This is a genomic window from Millisia brevis NBRC 105863, from assembly GCF_001552615.1.
Lineage (GTDB): Bacteria > Actinomycetota > Actinomycetes > Mycobacteriales > Mycobacteriaceae > Millisia > Millisia brevis.
In genome coordinates this window covers 269,583-284,259 of the sequence record NZ_BCRN01000003.1, presented here as the reverse complement: position 1 = coordinate 284,259, position 14,677 = coordinate 269,583, and the positions used below count along the sequence as shown (strand labels likewise).

Sequence of the window (14,677 nt, the reverse complement as noted above, 5' to 3'; positions counted from 1 at the left end):
CGATAACTCCCCCCTGGTTCCGGTTCGATCGCCTACATGTGAACCAGAGTAGCGTCCGAGATGGAGGGGGATGTGCGGGGTCATGTCACCGGGTAGCTCTCCAACGGCAGGATCACGACGGCGGTCGCGACCGCGCCGCGCCTGCGGGCATCGGCGACAACTCCCTCGACCTGACGCAGTTGGCCCTCGACCAGCACCGGTTGCCCCAGCTCGGCCTCCCCGGACCAGCTGACGGTGGCGTGTCGATCGGGCTGGAAACCCTCGCCGGCCGGCATCAGCACCACCGCCGTGGCCCGCACCGCCTCGTCGTCCGCGGTCCGCAGATCGACCGCATCCACCTGCGCCAACCGGGACAGGGTGCGCGCGAGTTGACGGGCCCGCGCCTCGGTGGCGTGGAAGGTCATCGTGATCGCCGTGCCGTCGTCGCGCGGACCGCTGCCGGTGACCAGGGAGGCGAACGACACGCCCCGCGACGAGAAGACGTTGGTGATCGCGGTGACCGTGCCCGGCCGGTCGATACCCACCATTTGCACGACCCAGGAGCCGATCATGCCGCAGCCACCCAGGGGCGGACCGCGTCGCCGATGCGGGCGGCCGTGCGTTCGAGCCGCCGCGTTTCGTCGTCGGCGAGATCGCCGAGCAGCACCGAAGACCAGCCGTTCGGACCGACCACGACCGGAACGCCGAGCACTCCGGTGAAGGGCGCTCCGCCGAGTGCGATCTCCCCGTCGAGGGCAACCTGCCCGGCCACGACGATCTCGCGCCCGCCGAGCACCACCTCGATCAGGTCGATCGTGGCGGCGGCGGTCGCCGAAGCGGTCTTGGCGCCACTATTCTGGGTCAGCCACGGCCGCAACGATGTTCGAACATCCGGCGGTAGGCTCTCGACGTACCGGAAGGCTTCGGGAGCGCCGCCCTCCATCTTGGCGAGCTTCTTCTTGGCGACGTCGAATTCGCGGGCGTAGTCCTCCAGGTCCCGGTCGCCCCGGACCTCGGCGAGCAATGCGGCCGACTCGGCGGGGTGCATGCCTTGCAGTCGAACCGTCGACCACAGCGGGACGAGGTCCTCGCCGTGCTGGCCGACCGCAAATCCGCCGACCTGCTGCCGGTGTACCCCGGTCGTCGTCGCGATCTCCCGTCGGAAGCGCAGGGTGTCGAGCCACGCGCCCATGCCGATGACGCGGTGGCGGCCGAGGTGTTCGGCGAAGACCGCGACCCCCAACTCGACAGGGTTGGAGACGACGATCACGACCTCCTGCCCGGAGCCGTGCCGCGCGAGTGCCTCGGCGTAGGTGCTGAACACCTCGGCGTTGCGTTCGGCAAGCTGCTCGCGGGAGACCGACCCGCCGCCCACACCCACCGTGGCGCCGGCGGTCATCACGATGACGTCGGCGACCAACTCGTCCGGGGAGAGCGCGACATCGATCCAGGGGGCGATCTCGTCGAACGCGTCGATGAGATCGTTGCGCAGGCCGGCGCAGGCGCGGCCGCTCGATCCGCCGCTGCGCCCGACAAGCTGCAGACGTGAGGTGTGGGGGAGTACTCGGCGAAGCAGGAGCTGGGTGCACAGTTGGCGACCCACGTCTCCGGTCGCCCCGAGGATCGCGACGTCCATGGCTCCGACGCTACGTGCGCCATGTGTCGACGATGTGTCCGTCCTTCCCGTCGACCGGTGAGCCCCGTCACCCGGGTGCGGCGCCGATCGTCGTTCCGCATCATGCCGACCGCCGCTCCTCCCGCGGAGGTGCGGGAACGCCGCTACGGGGCGGTGTCGGTGCGGGGCTGCGGTACACATGCCCGGTCGGAGTCGTGGTCTCCACCTGATGTCGTCCGTCCGGACGGTGACGGACGTGGCTGTACCAACCGTGGGGTTGCTTCGCGTGATTGCAGGACTCGCACAGTCCCTGGCCGTTCCCATAACTTGTCGGTCCCCCGCGCGCCGCGGGAACGATATGGTCGATGTGGCGAATCGGTGCGTCGCAGAACGGCATTCGGCAGGTCCGATCACGCAGCCGGATCAGTCGGGCCAGTCCGGCGGGGAAGCAGCGCGCCTTCGATTCCATCGCCACCAGCGACTTCGGACTGCCGTACACCCGGCGGAGGGTGGCAAGATCCGCATCTGCCGCGACCCCGACCAGGTCCCGGGCAAGATCGGCGGGGATCGGTCCGAAACGTTCGCACTGGGCCGGCTCGTTACCGTCGCCCAGCAGGGCGGTGTCCGAGATCAACAGGTTCACCGCTATCGGCACGACCGGGCGCTCGGCCGGACCGTTCCCCGCGGTCAGGTGATGCAGAAGGGTGTCCGCCATGATTGCCCCGCGTGATCGATCGTCCCCGCGGCCTCGGGCGCCGGTGGCCGCATGTTCCAGTCCGGCGTACGCCGCGACCGCGTCGACCAACGGAACCGTCGCGGACAGCCGCGCCATCCCGGCCGGTAGCGGCCGCAACGTCACGCGCCTATCCCTGACCGCTCGTTGGCGGGCGAGGACGAAGTGCTCCCTGTCGGCCTCGTAGGCCATGGCGCGCAGCTCGGCGATCGTGCGTCCGTCCGACAGCGTCTCCCAGTGCCCCGGGTCGGCGCCGATCTGCGCATCGATCTTTCCGCGATCCTCGCGGGTGAGGCACGCGGTCTCGCGCACGATGATCGTCGCGCGCCACTCGCTGATCCGCCCGGTGCGCAAGGCGGCGAAGGTATGCGGCATCTCGGTGGTGAGCACCGTTGCGAGGCCGACATGGATGCGGGCGCGGCGCGGGGATTCGCGTCGAGCGAGTCCGATCTGCGTCGCGATGTTCCGATCGACTCGTTCGCGCCGCTCATCCGATGGCGGCACGTCACCGCGCTGACCGGCGGCGAAGGTGGCGGTCGCCGTGGCGATCAGGCCCTCGGCGGCGCAGGTGAGCCGGCGGAGGGACTGGATCAGGTCGATGCATGCGGGATCCGCCCCGGGGCCCGCCGAACGAATGATCGCCTCCGTCCAGGCGGCCACCCGCTCGGGTGTCGCCTCGCCATCGCCACCCCATTCGCTCATGTGTTCGATTGTATCGATGGGGTCCGACACAAAACGGACTCGAATCCCGAACTGGGGATAGTCGACGGGCTGTGGATAGCTGGCCTGTACCTATGCCGTGGATGCCGGGGGAATCCACTCCGGATATTGCGGTCGCATGGGCATGGTGGGCGGGTTGTCGCTGTAGGTGTGGGATGGGACCAGTAGGCCGGCGTCGTTGTAGATGTGGTCGGGGAACTGTTGATTCATCCAGCGTGCGCACCCGGCTCGGGGTTCGTCGTGCAGGCTGGAGTTGTCGTCGAGGTACAACTGCTCGATGGTCCATCCCTCGAAGACATTCCACGAGGGGATGCGGTGTTCCGGGAGGGCTGTACTCGGGTCGTCGTCGGGCGTTCCGACCGGGCCGTCTGGCTGATCGTTCCTGGTCAATCGGATCAGGGTTGTTGTGTATCCGCCCTCGAGGGAGGGGTTGTATCGGGGCTCCTCGAGGACGCTGTACGTGCAGACCACGCCGGTCACTTCGTCCGAGGACGACGAGACGTCCATGAGGTGCTGAAAGGACGTCGGCGGGGACGGCCAGGTGTTTCGCCCGTCACCTGTGGGCACGTAGGTGCCGCTGATCTGCCAACCAACCTTGTCTCTGGGTTCCGTTGACGCGAGGGCCGATTCGTAGCCCGGGTAGGAGGCCGCGATCCCCCGCAGGGACGCCATATCGGCAGCCTCGGCGGTGGCACGTACCAATTCCGCGGAGCGACTCCCCAGATCGATTCCCTCTCCGGCGGACCACACGTTGTGAAAAGTGACATCCGTCGGCGTGGGAGTGCCGTTGCGTTCGCCTGCCTGTTCGGACGGCCCGGAACTACCGCACCCTGCCATGACCAGCGAGACGGCGACGAGCAATCCGCTCCTACCGAGTCCGGAGATCCTCATCGATCCGCGCTCGCCGGGGGAATCCACTCCGGGTACTGCGGTTGCACGGGCATGGTGGGCGGGTTGTCGCCGTAGGTGCGCGGTGGGACGAGCAGGCCGACGTCGTTATAGACGTGGTCGGGGAACTGCTGGCTCATCCAGCGTGCGCATGTGGCCTGCGGGTCGTCCCGAAGCGCCGTCCGACCCACGAGGTGCAACTGATCGATTCTCCACCCCGTGAAGACATTCCACGACGGGAGACGATGGTCCGTCAGCGCCCGCTCCGGGTCGTCGTCCCGGCCTCCGGAGTCGCCATCGGGATCGTCGTCTCTGGTCAACGTGATGGCCGTAACGATCGATCCGCCTTCGAGAGTGGCGTTGTAGCGGGGCTCCTCGAAGAGCTTGTACGTACAGACCACCCCGGAAACAGTGGCGTCGGATTCGGAGAGCTCTACCAGGTGGTTGAACTCGGTCTGTGCCGGTGGCCAGGCGCTAGTGACCTGTGACGGCGCGACAAAGATATCCGTGATTTCCCGGCCCTCCACGCCCCGCGGCTGTGTATAACCAGCGCCGACTCGTAACCGGGATACGAGTTGGATATTCCCCGGTAGGAGGCGAGTTTCGACGCCTCGTAGGCTGCGCGGATCAACTCCGCCGGGCGGCTTCCAATGTCAGTGTGCTCATCGGTTGACCACACGTTGGTGTAGGTAGTATCCGACGCTTCGACAGTGCTTGGACCGGATTGGTCGGTCGGCTGCTGGGATCCGCATCCTCCGACCACAAGTGCGAAGGCGAGAGTTGCCGAGACGCAGAAACGATCCGAACCGGCTATCGTTCCCTTTTCGCCACTTCGTACGCATCGTTGAGCTTGTTTGGATTGCCCCGAATTTTGATGCGAGCTGTTCGATAGTGCAACACGGACACCGCCCTGTCGGCTTCGCGAAAGAGACGGTTTGACTCGCCGCATAGACGTCACCTGAGCACATCGAGGTCGACATCGAGCTCACCCATCCGGACCCCCCTCCAGCACGGGGGTCATATTAGCTCCCGCTCGGCGGCTATCCGCCTGCCGCGTAGGTCAGGGCGGTGTGCAGGGTCTTCTCGGTGGGGATGTGCGCGGGGTCGTCGTGCTCGTGCAGGATCGCCCCCGGAATGCGGGCGGCGACGATCTCCGCGGTCGCAAACGGAACGTCGGTGTCGAGGCGGGTATGCCACAACTGCACCGGCACAGTGACGTCCTCGACTGCGAATCCCCACGGGCGTTGCTGCAGGATCGCCTCGCGCGCCGGGCCGGCGGCGTCGTGGGCGAGGGAGTCCCCGATCACCGTGCGCCACGGATGATCGTCGGGCAGATCGGCCAGCCCGGCGGAGAAGTTCTTCGACCAGAACTGGGCGACCTCCTCGAACGATGCGGTGCCGAACCATTCGAACAGTGTCGGCGACGGCTCGGGATAGAGCGCGCGGGTCTCCCGCTCGTTCACCAGGCCCAAGCCGCTGGTGATCGCCACCCGCGCTACCCGATCCGGCAGCGACGCGGCGAGCGCATAGCTGTACGGCGCACCGGCCGAGATGCCCAGGGTCCCCACGGAATCGAGCGCCCACCGATCCAATAGTTCGCCGACGATCGGCGCCCAGGCGGCGATATCCGCCATCTCGCGTGGTGCCGACAGCCCGTATCCCGGCCGGGCGATCGCGATGATCTCGACGTCGGCGTCGGCCACCAGTTCCAACCACTGCGGGGGCAAGGCGGCCGAACCGGCCAGGCCGTGATGCAGCAGCACCGGACGGCTCCCGGCACGGCCGTAGCGCACCACCTCGAGGTCCGCGCCCGCGATCTCGAGCACCGTCATGTCACCACTCCTTCAGCGTATTTCGAACCACGGGGGATCCGGTTCAGCGCCGTATCCGCACCAACAACAGGGCCACCAACGCCGGTCCACCGATGGCGGCGGTCACGATGCCGACCGCCAACCCCGGCGGAAGCAGCGTGCGGGTCAACAGATCCCCGGCGACGACCAGCAGCGCACCCACCCAGCCGGCGGTGCAGGGAATCGGGGTGGGGGAGCGGGTCACCATCACCGCGACCTGCGGCGCCAGCAGTGCCACGAAGGCGATCGGGCCGGCGACCGCGGTGCACACGGCGGCCACCACGACCGCCAGCGCGAAGGTGATCGCCGCGGTGCGATTCGGTTGTGTCCCCAGCGAAGCGGCGGAATCGTCGCCCAGCGGGTAGACCCGCAGGTGCCGGGCGAGCAGCATGCACGCGACCACGGCCAACGGGACGAGCACGGCAACCGGAATCACTCGGTCCATCGTCGCGTTGGCGACCGAGCCGACCATCCAGCGTTGTGCGGTGGCGACGTCGTAGATATCCGCCCGGGTGAGCAGGTAGGTCACCAGCGCCTGACAGAACCAGGTGAACGCGACGCCGGTCAGCACCAGTCGGAAGGGGTCGAAACCGCGTCGGGCGGCCAGCGCGAAGACCGCCGAACCGGTCAATGCCGCACCGAGCAACGCGGACGATACGGTGCCGATCGACGCCAGCGCGCTGCCCCAGGTATCGCGAAAGCCGATGGCCAGCACGGCAAAGACCGTGGCCCCGGAGGTGATGCCGATCAGATCGGGGGTCGCCAGGGGGTTGCGGGCCACCGTCCGGGTCAGCGCCCCGGACATCGCCAAGCCGAAGCCGGCGAGTGCCGCCAACAACACCCGGGGTACCTGCACATCGAAGACGACGTAGTTCTCCGGTTTGGTGCCGCCACCGAGCAGGATGCGCCCGACATCGACGGGACTCAACGGAAATTCGCTGATCCCGATGCCGGCGTAGCCGATCAGGGCGACGGCCAGTCCCAGGCCGGTGGCCCAGGCGAGGGTGCGGCGGTGCCAGCGCACGGAGGCGCGGCGACCGCGCCGAACGAAGGACCCCTCGGGGGTGAGCGTGGTCATCGGCGGGCGCTCGCAAACATGCGGGTCGAGTTGAGCAGGACGATCAGGAACGGTGCGCCGATGAGGGCGACCATGATCCCGGACGCAACCTCGCCGGGCGGTGCCACGATGCGGCCCAGGACGTCGCAGATCAGCAGCATCAGCGCTCCGATCGGCGCCGCGAGCAGCACCATCGTGCGGTAGTCGGGGCCCGACACGAGCCGGGCGAGGTGGGGGGCGACCAGGCCGAGGAAGGCGATCGGCCCGCATGCCGCGGTGGCCGCCGCGGTCAGCAGGGTGATCGTCAACAGACCGGTCGTGCGGGAGGCGGCGGGGGAGCCGCCGAGCGAGGTGGCGAGGTCGTCGCCGAGGGTGGAGGCGTTGAGCGAACCGGCGTTGATCAGCGCGGCCAGCAGGCCGAACGCGATCAGGATGGCCGCGACGGTCAGCGTGTCGGTGGTGCGGCCGTTGACCGAGCCGACCGTCCAGAAGCGCCAGGTCTCCAGGGTCGCGTTGTCCGACAACACCAATGCGGAGGTGAAGGCGATCAACGCGGCGTTGAGGCCCACCCCGGCGAGCAGCAACACCAGCGGCGCGGACCCGGAGGTGCGGGCGCTGATCGCCAGGATCGCCGACGCCGCCAGACCGGCGCCGATGAACGCGGCGATCGACAGCACCGCCGGGTCACTGAAGCCGAGGGTGAAGGTCGCCGCGCACACGGCCAGCGCCGCCCCGGCGTTCACCCCGAGCAATCCGGGGTCGGCCAACGGATTGCGGGTATGTCCCTGCGTCAGCGCGCCGGCGGCGCCGAGCGCCAGACCGACCACGATCGCGAGGGCGGTGCGCAGAAAGCGTTGTCCCCAGATCAGTTCTCCGGCGTCGGGAACATTCGGCGTGGGGTTCCCGATCAGGGCGTTCCAGGTGTCGACCAGCGGGATCGACCGCGCGCCCACGGCGAGTGAGAGCAGCGCGGCGAAGCCGATAGCCACGAGCAGGGCGACAAGGGTCACCGTGGTCCGGCCGGACCGAGCGGTAAGCATTAGGTGATGCTAACCAACTGTCGGCGGCGGCGGGGTGTGGCCCGCGCGTCTATCGCGGGGGCTGCCACCCCTGTAGGGCGTCCGCCTGCCGTTGGGCCCGATCGGCTGGAATCAGGCGCATCACCGCGTCGCGCAGCGGAACCAGCGGCGACGGCGCATGGGCCACCGATCCGATCAGGCGGGCCTGCCGGGTCAGCGCGGCCACCCGCGGGCGACGCAGGTGGCTGTAGTGCGCCAGGACCTCGGACAGCGCGGCCGGCCCGTCGACGACTTTTCGCAGCAGGACCGAGAGGGTGGCCGCGTCCTCCAGGGCCTGATTGGCGCCCTGCCCGAGGTTTGGGGTCATCGCGTGGGCGGCGTCGCCGAGCAGGACGGTGCGACCCCGAACGAAGGTCGGGGCGGGGCGATCGAGGGCCCGGATAGGGAGTCGAAACGGTGCATCCGGGGCCGTGGCCGCCAGGATCGCGCCGATCGGATCGTGCCAGCCGGCGAACCGACCGAGCGCTTCGACCGGATCGGCGGTGTCGTGCCGAGTGCCGACAACGGCGAACCAGTACACCCGACCGTGCCGGAGCGGCGCGTATCCGAATCGCAGCCCGGTGCCCCAGGTTTCGCCGGCCGAGCCGCCGATGTCGACGGGCCGATCGGTGACCGCCCGCCACGCCGCATAGCCCGCGTCGATCACCCGCGGGTCACTCGGCCACGACCGTCGCACCGCGCTGTCGATACCGTCGGCGGCGATAACCAGGTCCGCGTCCACGGCGCTGCCGTCCGCGCCTTCAACGATCACCCGATCGCCGGTGTCGGTGACGCTGTCCACCGCGAACGACCACCGCACGGAATCCGGCGGAAGCACGCCGGCCAGCGCTCGGCTCAGATCCCGGCGATGGACCACCCGGATCGGGGAGTCGGCGGGTACCTCGGTGCGCATCAGCCAGGTACCGTCCGGCCGCCGGATTCCGCCGATACGCCCCGCCGCCTCGGCAGCGCAGACGGCGCGAACCGCGTCGCCGGCGCCGATGGTGTCGAGGGCGGTGAATCCGTTCCCGAACAGCGTCAGCCCCGACCCCTCGGCGGGCAGGCCGCCCCGTCGTTCCAGGACCTGGACCTCGGCACCCACCCGGTGCAGGCCGATGGCGGCCGCAAGACCGCCGACGCCGGCGCCGATCACCACCACCTTCACGGCGTCGCCTCCCGCGATGGGGCGCACACGCCGGTCGCTCGATTTCTCCACATGGAGAAATAGCGTAGCTAAACTTCTCCATGTGGAGAAGAGCTCGCGTGAACGCTTGCTGGATGCCGGCCTGGAATTGCTCGGCACTGTCGGGTCGGCGCGCGCGTCCGCCAGGGCCGCGGAGGATCGGGCCGCGGTTCCGCACGGCAGCGTGCGTTATCACTTCGGCTCGTTCGACGGCTTCCTCGACGCGCTGGTCGCTCATCTCGTCGACGTCGACCGCCCGCGGCCCGGAGAGAGCCCGGCCGAGGTATGCGCGCGGTGGCTCGGGCCGCAGCGAACCGTGACCCGTGCGCGCTACGAGTTGACCCTGCTGGCGTTCGGGCGCCCCGAGTTGGCGGACCGGCTCGTCGCCGGCCGGGATGTCTTTGTGGCGACGCTGATCGACGCGGGATGTGCTCCCGACGTCGCCCGCCGTCTGGTCGCCGCACTGGACGGACTGGTGCTCGACGCGCTGTTGCGCGGTGAGACCACTCTGGATCCGACGCCACTGATCGCGATGCTCACGGTCGATCGGTGATCGGTGGGGTAAGCCTGCTGCGTCCGCCGCGGGGTGAATCGGCGGCATCGGGCGAGAGACTCGGTCAGCGCCGTTGCGGGGTAGCCGAGTTCGCCTTCGTCAGCGTCGGGATGTCCGGGTGGTCGAGCAGCGCCCCGACGACGGCCTCCACCGCCGATCGGGGCGCGCCGCCGCGGCGCGTCACGACCGCGATATGACGGCGCACCGGTCCGGTCAGCTCGCGGGTGATCACGTCGGCGTGCGCGGGCACGGCCAGCGCGGGCAGCAGCGCCACCGAATGCCCGGCCGCGACATGCTGCACCATCAGTAGATAGTTGCCGAAGCGGCAGGCCACCCGCGGTTCGAACCCCGCCTCCCGGCAGAGTCGTTGGGTCAGGTCCGCCATATAGGTTCCCGAACGGTCGCAGGCCCAGGTCTCGGCGGAACAGGCCGCCAGATCGACGACGCGGCGCAGCGCCAACGGGTGGTTCTCGGGGAGGACGAGGACCACCTGGTCGACGCCGAGCGGCACGATGTCGAGGTCGCGGTCCCAGGGGAAGGCCATGTGATCGGTCGTGGTGACCACCACGTCCAGCTCACCCGCGGCCAGCCCGGGCCCGCTCTCGTGGGGCTCCGACTCGATCAGTTCGACGTGCAGATGCGGATGGGTCCCCGCGAGCCGGGTGGCGGCCGGAACCGCGAGGGTGTGGATCGCACTTTGGAAGACGCCGAGCCGCACCGTGCCGATCGGCTCGTTGTTGAGCGACCGCAACTCCGCCTCGGCCTCCGCCATCCGGTCGAGGATCTCCCGACCGCGGCGCGCGAGCGTGGCGCCCGCCCGGGTGAGGTGCACCCGCCGGCCGGATCGCTCCAGAAGTCGACTGCGCGTTTCGGATTCGAGCAGCGCCAGCTGCTGGGAGACCGTCGACGGGCTCAGGTGCAGGGCCTCGGCCACCGCCCGCACCGTCCCGAGATCGTCGAGCAGGCCGAGCATCCGCAGTCGCCAGGGATTGAGCATGCTCCCATTGTGCGGTTCTATCGAACAGCGTGATCGTAATTGTGTGATTGACGTGCACAAACGCGGCGCTTAGCGTCGATGGCATGGCAGATCGCAGCGTTCCCGGCGGCACCGGCACTGGCCTCGACACCGACACCGGCACCGGCACCGACGAAGCCCGTTACCTCATCCGGTGTGCCGGTCGCGGCGACTACACCCCGGGCGTTTTCGACCGCGCCGCGGGCAGCTTCGTCTACTCCGAGGACGGGCGCGAACTGCTCGACTTCACCTCCGGGCAGATGAGCGCGATCCTCGGCCATTCGCATCCGGAGATCGTCGAAACCGTGCGCGAGCAGATCGGTCGGCTCGACCACATCTACAGCGGCATGCTGTCACGGCCGGTGGTCGACCTCGCGCGCAAGCTGGTCGAGAGCCTGCCCGCGCCTCTCGACCGCACCTTCTTCCTCAGCACCGGCGCCGAATCCAACGAGGCGGCGATCCGGATGGCCAAGCTGGTCACCGGCAAGTTCGAGGTCGTCTCCTTCGTGCGGTCCTGGCACGGGATGACCCAGGCGGCCGCCGGCGCCACCTACGTCGCCGGCCGCGCCGGTTACGGCCCGGTCGCCCCGGGCAACTTCGCCCTGCCGCTGCCCGACCGGTTCCGCCCCGACATCGTCGACGCCGACGGAAAGCTCGACTGGAAGCGGCAACTCGATTTCGGATTCGATCTGATCGACGCGCAGTCGACCGGCAACCTCGCCGCCTGCCTGATCGAGCCGATCCTCAGTTCCGGTGGCGTGATCGACCTTCCGCCGGGCTACCTCGCGGCGCTGCGCGACAAGTGTCACGAGCGCGGCATGCTGCTGATCCTCGACGAGGCCCAGACGGGCCTGTGTCGTACCGGCGACTGGTACGCCTTCGAACGCGACGGCGTCGTGCCCGACATCCTGACGTTGTCGAAGACCCTCGGCGCCGGACTGCCGCTCGCCGCGGTGGTCACCAGCGCGGAGATCGAGCAGCAGGCTCACGACCGCGGCTACCTCTTCTTCACCACCCACCTCAACGATCCGCTGCCCGCGGCGGTGGGCAATACCGTCATGGACGTGCTGACCCGCGACCGGATGGACGAGCGGGTCCGGGTTTTGGGCAAGCTGCTGCAGGACGGACTGTGGGCGCTCGCCGGGAAGCACTCGGTGATCGGCGACGTGCGCGGGCGCGGGCTGCTCGTCGGGCTCGAACTGGTCGCCGGCGACGACGCCGCGGCCGCAGACGCGCTGGGCAGTGCGGTGACCCGCCGCTGCGCCGAGTTGGGCCTGCACATGAACATCGTGCAGTTGCCGGGCATGGGCGGCACCTTCCGGATCGCGCCGCCGCTGACCGCGTCCGAATCCGAAATCGAGCGGGGGATCGACATTCTCGACGCGGCGATCGGCGACGTCACCGCCTGAGCGTCACCGCTCGTCGTCGGGGATCGCTCCGCAGCGCGGGCAGCCGTCGGCAGGGTCGCCGGTGATGAAAGCCCCACATTCGGGGCAGACGCGCGAGAGCCAACAGACGGGATCGCCGATCTCGTCCGGTTCGTCGGGCGCTCGGTCGGTCACGGGGCCGCCGGAGCGCGGGTGTCGGGCGGCCGGGTGTCGATGGGCCGGGTATCGGTGGGCTGTGGGTCGTCCGCGGAATCGAGTCGGATCAGGCACAATTCCGGTTCGACGAAGGGCAGCAGGGTGACGGTGGTGTCGCTCAGTTGCTCGACCAAACCCTGGTGAACCGAGCACACCACCTCCGGGTGCGCGCGGGCGGATGCCCGAAAGGGGCAGGCGCGCAACCGGATATCGTGCTCGTCGACGAGCGGATCGAAGCCGAGCCGATCGAGGACGCCGAGCAGTCGAGCCCCCGCGTCGGCGGAATGGTCGACCACCGCGGTGAAGCCGTCGACCCATCGGCGGCCGGCGCGGATCGCGCGGGCGGGCCCGTCGGAGGTGTCGGCTAGGCCGGCGATCAGCAGATCGAGCAGCTGGTCGCGGGCCTCGTGCTCCGGGGAATCGAACCCCCGTGAATCGGACCCCCGGTGATCGATCGCGGGCGAATAGGCGATGGGGGAGTAGAGGATTCGCGGTCGGCCCCGCCGCTTCTCGTTGCCGGTCGCGCGACCGGCGAGCCCGGCGTCCACCAGATGATCGAGGTGGAAGCGGGCGGTGGTGACGTGCAGGCCCAGGGTGTCGGCGACCGCGGCGGCATCCAACGGCACCGGGGAGGCGCGCAGGGCGTCGAGTACCTCGCGCCGCGCCCGCGAGGTGAGCGCCGCGCGGTCCCGGATCTCGTCGGCCCCGCCCGCCGCGGTGACGGGGGACGGGGCGTCGTCGCGGGTCATCGGTCCGGACCTACCGCGACGCCGCGGGCTCGCGGCGGCCGATCGTCTCGAAATCGCTGCCCGAACGCCCTGCCAGCCGCCGCCGCATCGACCCGGCGATCCGCTGCGCCTGCAGCTTCGCCCGATCGGCGACCGGCCCGTGAAAGTGCCCGTCGACCGTCCGCACCCACACGGCGAGCCAGCGATCGAAGTGCTCCGGTCCCAGCGGATGTTGGGCGTGCAGCGCCACGTGCACCTGCAGGATGTTGCGTCGGTAGCTGCCGGCCGTGAACAGCACCGTCTCCCAGAAGTCGCAGATGACCGGCAGATGCGCGTCCAGATCGAGGTGCGCGACGTCGGTGAAGACCGGCCCGATCAACGGATCGGCGAAGGCCGAGGTGTAGAACGCCTCCACCAGCACGCGAACGTCGTTCCGGTCGGCCAGATCCCGCATCAGCCCTCCTGTTCGACGTCCGCCCGCGTGGGGTCGCGATCGACGCGGCGCGCCACCACCGCCACCCCGCGCAGGGTATCGCGGTGCCGGTGGAACAACGAGCGCATCGCCAGCACCCGCCGCCGCGCATCGGCATCACGCAGCACATTGCGCACGATCCGCAGCACGCCGAGCGGCCCCTCGTCGGCGATATTGCGTCGCACCTGCAGCAGCGCCATCGGCGCCACCGAGGTCCATTCGACGACCAGCCCCGCCTCTTCGAGCAGGGCGCGCCACTCGGCCACCGTCAGCGGTCGGGCGTTGACCTTGATCACCCGGGCCAGCTCGCGGCGCAGCTCGGTGGTGAACTCGGCGTCGAGATCATCCGGAACCAGGCCGAGTTCGTGGATCGCGTACCGGCCGCCGGGACGCAGCACCCGCGCCGCCTCGGCGATGATCGCCCGCTTGGACGCGTCCGACTGCATCGTCAACATCGCCTCGGCGAGCACCACATCGGCCGACGCATCGGGCAGCCCGGTCGACGCGGCGTCCTCGGTCACCACCCGTCCGCGCGCGCCGACGGCCCGTTCGGTCAGCCGCGCGGCGTCGGGATCCTTCTCGACACCCACATAGGAACGCGGATCCGCGGCCAGGATGTCGGTCGCCGTGCGGCCGAGGCCCGGTGCGAGTTCGACGACATCGGATCCGGTGATCTCCGCATGCCGCAACAGATCCCGGGTCAGTTCCAGGCCGCCGGGGCGCAGCACCCGCTTGCCGAGTCGGGCGAGCAGCCAGTGCCCGGGGGCGTTGTCGGCGCGGCGGCCCTCGTACGGCAGGACGGTGGGGTCGTCGGTGTTCATCGGTGATCGTCCTTCGGGGTGTCGGGTGCGTCGTGTCGGATGGTCAACAGAAAGGTGCTGTCCTGCAGGGCGGAAACCGCGTGCCGCCGCGGGGGAATCGCGACCAGGTCGCCCGCCCCCACCTCCCGGCTGCTCTCGCCCTCGGACAGTCGGATGCGCCCGGTGAGCACCTGCACCGTGGCCTCGGCCGGGCTGTCGTGCTCGGCGAGTTCGCTCCCGGCGGTCAACGCCAGCAGGGTCTGACGCAGCAACCTGCCGCCGTGCACGGTCCGCGCGGCACGGCCGCTGCTGCCGCCGCGGGCGCGTTCCAACAGCTCCTCGGCCAGCGCGGTCAGCCCGGTGACCTCGTTGACACCCGTCTGTTCCGACATCGATCGACCTCCGTCCGACCGGCGCCTCGATGGGCCGGTAACCCCACCCTA

At 69.6% G+C, this 14,677-nt stretch carries 17 protein-coding genes; 2 read left to right on the top strand and 15 right to left on the bottom strand.

Features of this window, described 5'->3' with window-relative positions:
* Nucleotides 1-80: 80 nt before the first annotated feature.
* The 9 genes from MB1_RS06095 to MB1_RS06055 form a co-directional block, all read right to left on the bottom strand.
* The gene (locus MB1_RS06095; protein ID WP_066904783.1) at nucleotides 81-551 is read right to left on the bottom strand and encodes an ACT domain-containing protein; all 471 of its coding nucleotides are present in this window, start codon (nucleotides 549-551) and stop codon (nucleotides 81-83) included.
* A complete protein-coding gene (locus tag MB1_RS06090; RefSeq protein ID WP_066904781.1) occupies nucleotides 548-1,615 on the bottom strand; it encodes a lactate/malate family dehydrogenase in 1,068 nt (355 codons plus the stop codon). Before MB1_RS06090 ends, MB1_RS06095 begins: the two co-directional genes overlap by 4 nt.
* 100 nt (nucleotides 1,616-1,715) lie before the next feature.
* Nucleotides 1,716-3,029, bottom strand: a complete 1,314-nt coding sequence (locus MB1_RS06085) for an HNH endonuclease (RefSeq protein WP_066904780.1) — start codon at nucleotides 3,027-3,029, stop codon at nucleotides 1,716-1,718.
* Nucleotides 3,030-3,119: 90 nt separating this feature from the next.
* Nucleotides 3,120-3,908, bottom strand: coding sequence for a hypothetical protein (locus MB1_RS06080; RefSeq protein WP_169801606.1), 789 nt, complete (start codon nucleotides 3,906-3,908; stop codon nucleotides 3,120-3,122).
* 26 nt (nucleotides 3,909-3,934) lie between these two features.
* On the bottom strand, nucleotides 3,935-4,462 hold the full coding sequence (locus MB1_RS06075) for a hypothetical protein (protein ID WP_066904776.1): 528 nt from the start codon (nucleotides 4,460-4,462) through the stop codon (nucleotides 3,935-3,937).
* Between the two features lie 513 nt (nucleotides 4,463-4,975).
* Entirely contained in the window at nucleotides 4,976-5,767 is a 792-nt protein-coding gene (locus tag MB1_RS06070; protein WP_066904774.1) for an alpha/beta fold hydrolase, read from the bottom strand.
* A gap of 43 nt (nucleotides 5,768-5,810) precedes the next feature.
* Nucleotides 5,811-6,863: a FecCD family ABC transporter permease gene (locus tag MB1_RS06065; RefSeq protein ID WP_084350999.1), complete on the bottom strand. Its 1,053-nt coding sequence runs from the start codon at nucleotides 6,861-6,863 to the stop codon at nucleotides 5,811-5,813.
* Nucleotides 6,860-7,882 carry a FecCD family ABC transporter permease gene (locus MB1_RS06060; protein ID WP_066904772.1) on the bottom strand — a complete coding sequence of 341 codons (1,023 nt, stop codon included), beginning with the start codon at nucleotides 7,880-7,882 and terminating at the stop codon, nucleotides 6,860-6,862. Before MB1_RS06060 ends, MB1_RS06065 begins: the two co-directional genes overlap by 4 nt.
* 49 nt (nucleotides 7,883-7,931) lie before the next feature.
* The gene (locus MB1_RS06055) at nucleotides 7,932-9,065 is read right to left on the bottom strand and encodes an FAD-dependent monooxygenase (RefSeq protein ID WP_084351065.1); all 1,134 of its coding nucleotides are present in this window, start codon (nucleotides 9,063-9,065) and stop codon (nucleotides 7,932-7,934) included.
* An 82-nt stretch (nucleotides 9,066-9,147) separates the two neighbouring features.
* Here MB1_RS06055 and MB1_RS06050 point away from each other — a divergent pair, with 82 nt between their 5' ends.
* Nucleotides 9,148-9,636, top strand: coding sequence for a TetR/AcrR family transcriptional regulator (locus MB1_RS06050; RefSeq protein WP_066904770.1), 489 nt, complete (start codon nucleotides 9,148-9,150; stop codon nucleotides 9,634-9,636).
* 64 nt (nucleotides 9,637-9,700) lie between these two features.
* Here the strand turns inward: MB1_RS06050 and MB1_RS06045 are convergent, their stop codons facing one another.
* Nucleotides 9,701-10,633: a LysR family transcriptional regulator gene (locus MB1_RS06045; RefSeq protein WP_066904768.1), complete on the bottom strand. Its 933-nt coding sequence runs from the start codon at nucleotides 10,631-10,633 to the stop codon at nucleotides 9,701-9,703.
* 83 nt (nucleotides 10,634-10,716) lie between these two features.
* Between MB1_RS06045 and MB1_RS06040 the strand changes: the two genes are divergently transcribed.
* Complete coding sequence (locus MB1_RS06040) at nucleotides 10,717-12,060, top strand: aspartate aminotransferase family protein (protein ID WP_084350997.1); 1,344 nt, start codon at nucleotides 10,717-10,719, stop codon at nucleotides 12,058-12,060.
* Nucleotides 12,061-12,063: 3 nt separating this feature from the next.
* Here the strand turns inward: MB1_RS06040 and MB1_RS25975 are convergent, their stop codons facing one another.
* Genes MB1_RS25975 through MB1_RS06020 form a run of 5 tightly spaced genes read right to left on the bottom strand, consistent with a single transcriptional unit; the run spans nucleotide 12,064 to nucleotide 14,626 of the window.
* A complete protein-coding gene (locus MB1_RS25975) occupies nucleotides 12,064-12,213 on the bottom strand; it encodes a hypothetical protein (RefSeq protein WP_169801604.1) in 150 nt (49 codons plus the stop codon).
* The gene (locus tag MB1_RS06035; protein ID WP_066904767.1) at nucleotides 12,210-12,983 is read right to left on the bottom strand and encodes a helix-turn-helix transcriptional regulator; all 774 of its coding nucleotides are present in this window, start codon (nucleotides 12,981-12,983) and stop codon (nucleotides 12,210-12,212) included. Before MB1_RS06035 ends, MB1_RS25975 begins: the two co-directional genes overlap by 4 nt.
* A 10-nt stretch (nucleotides 12,984-12,993) precedes the next feature.
* Nucleotides 12,994-13,416, bottom strand: a complete 423-nt coding sequence (locus tag MB1_RS06030) for a group III truncated hemoglobin (protein ID WP_066904765.1) — start codon at nucleotides 13,414-13,416, stop codon at nucleotides 12,994-12,996.
* Complete coding sequence (locus MB1_RS06025) at nucleotides 13,416-14,255, bottom strand: class I SAM-dependent methyltransferase (RefSeq protein ID WP_066904763.1); 840 nt, start codon at nucleotides 14,253-14,255, stop codon at nucleotides 13,416-13,418. Before MB1_RS06025 ends, MB1_RS06030 begins: the two co-directional genes overlap by 1 nt.
* Nucleotides 14,252-14,626: a cupin domain-containing protein gene (locus MB1_RS06020; RefSeq protein WP_066904761.1), complete on the bottom strand. Its 375-nt coding sequence runs from the start codon at nucleotides 14,624-14,626 to the stop codon at nucleotides 14,252-14,254. Before MB1_RS06020 ends, MB1_RS06025 begins: the two co-directional genes overlap by 4 nt.
* Between the last annotated feature and the right edge of the window lie 51 nt (nucleotides 14,627-14,677).

Bases quoted from the DNA above. Each gene is read 5' to 3' on its own strand.
- MB1_RS06095 (WP_066904783.1), bottom strand. From the start codon at position 551: ATGATCGGCTCCTGGGTCGTGCAAATGGTGGGTATCGACCGGCCGGGC.
- MB1_RS06090 (WP_066904781.1), bottom strand. From the start codon at position 1,615: ATGGACGTCGCGATCCTCGGGGCGACCGGAGACGTGGGTCGCCAACTG.
- MB1_RS06085 (WP_066904780.1), bottom strand. From the start codon at position 3,029: ATGAGCGAATGGGGTGGCGATGGCGAGGCGACACCCGAGCGGGTGGCC.
- MB1_RS06070 (WP_066904774.1), bottom strand. From the start codon at position 5,767: ATGACGGTGCTCGAGATCGCGGGCGCGGACCTCGAGGTGGTGCGCTAC.
- MB1_RS06065 (WP_084350999.1), bottom strand. From the start codon at position 6,863: ATGACCACGCTCACCCCCGAGGGGTCCTTCGTTCGGCGCGGTCGCCGC.
- MB1_RS06060 (WP_066904772.1), bottom strand. From the start codon at position 7,882: ATGCTTACCGCTCGGTCCGGCCGGACCACGGTGACCCTTGTCGCCCTG.
- MB1_RS06045 (WP_066904768.1), bottom strand. From the start codon at position 10,633: ATGCTCAATCCCTGGCGACTGCGGATGCTCGGCCTGCTCGACGATCTC.
- MB1_RS06040 (WP_084350997.1), top strand. From the start codon at position 10,717: ATGGCAGATCGCAGCGTTCCCGGCGGCACCGGCACTGGCCTCGACACC.
- MB1_RS06035 (WP_066904767.1), bottom strand. From the start codon at position 12,983: ATGACCCGCGACGACGCCCCGTCCCCCGTCACCGCGGCGGGCGGGGCC.
- MB1_RS06030 (WP_066904765.1), bottom strand. From the start codon at position 13,416: ATGCGGGATCTGGCCGACCGGAACGACGTTCGCGTGCTGGTGGAGGCG.
- MB1_RS06025 (WP_066904763.1), bottom strand. From the start codon at position 14,255: ATGAACACCGACGACCCCACCGTCCTGCCGTACGAGGGCCGCCGCGCC.
- MB1_RS06020 (WP_066904761.1), bottom strand. From the start codon at position 14,626: ATGTCGGAACAGACGGGTGTCAACGAGGTCACCGGGCTGACCGCGCTG.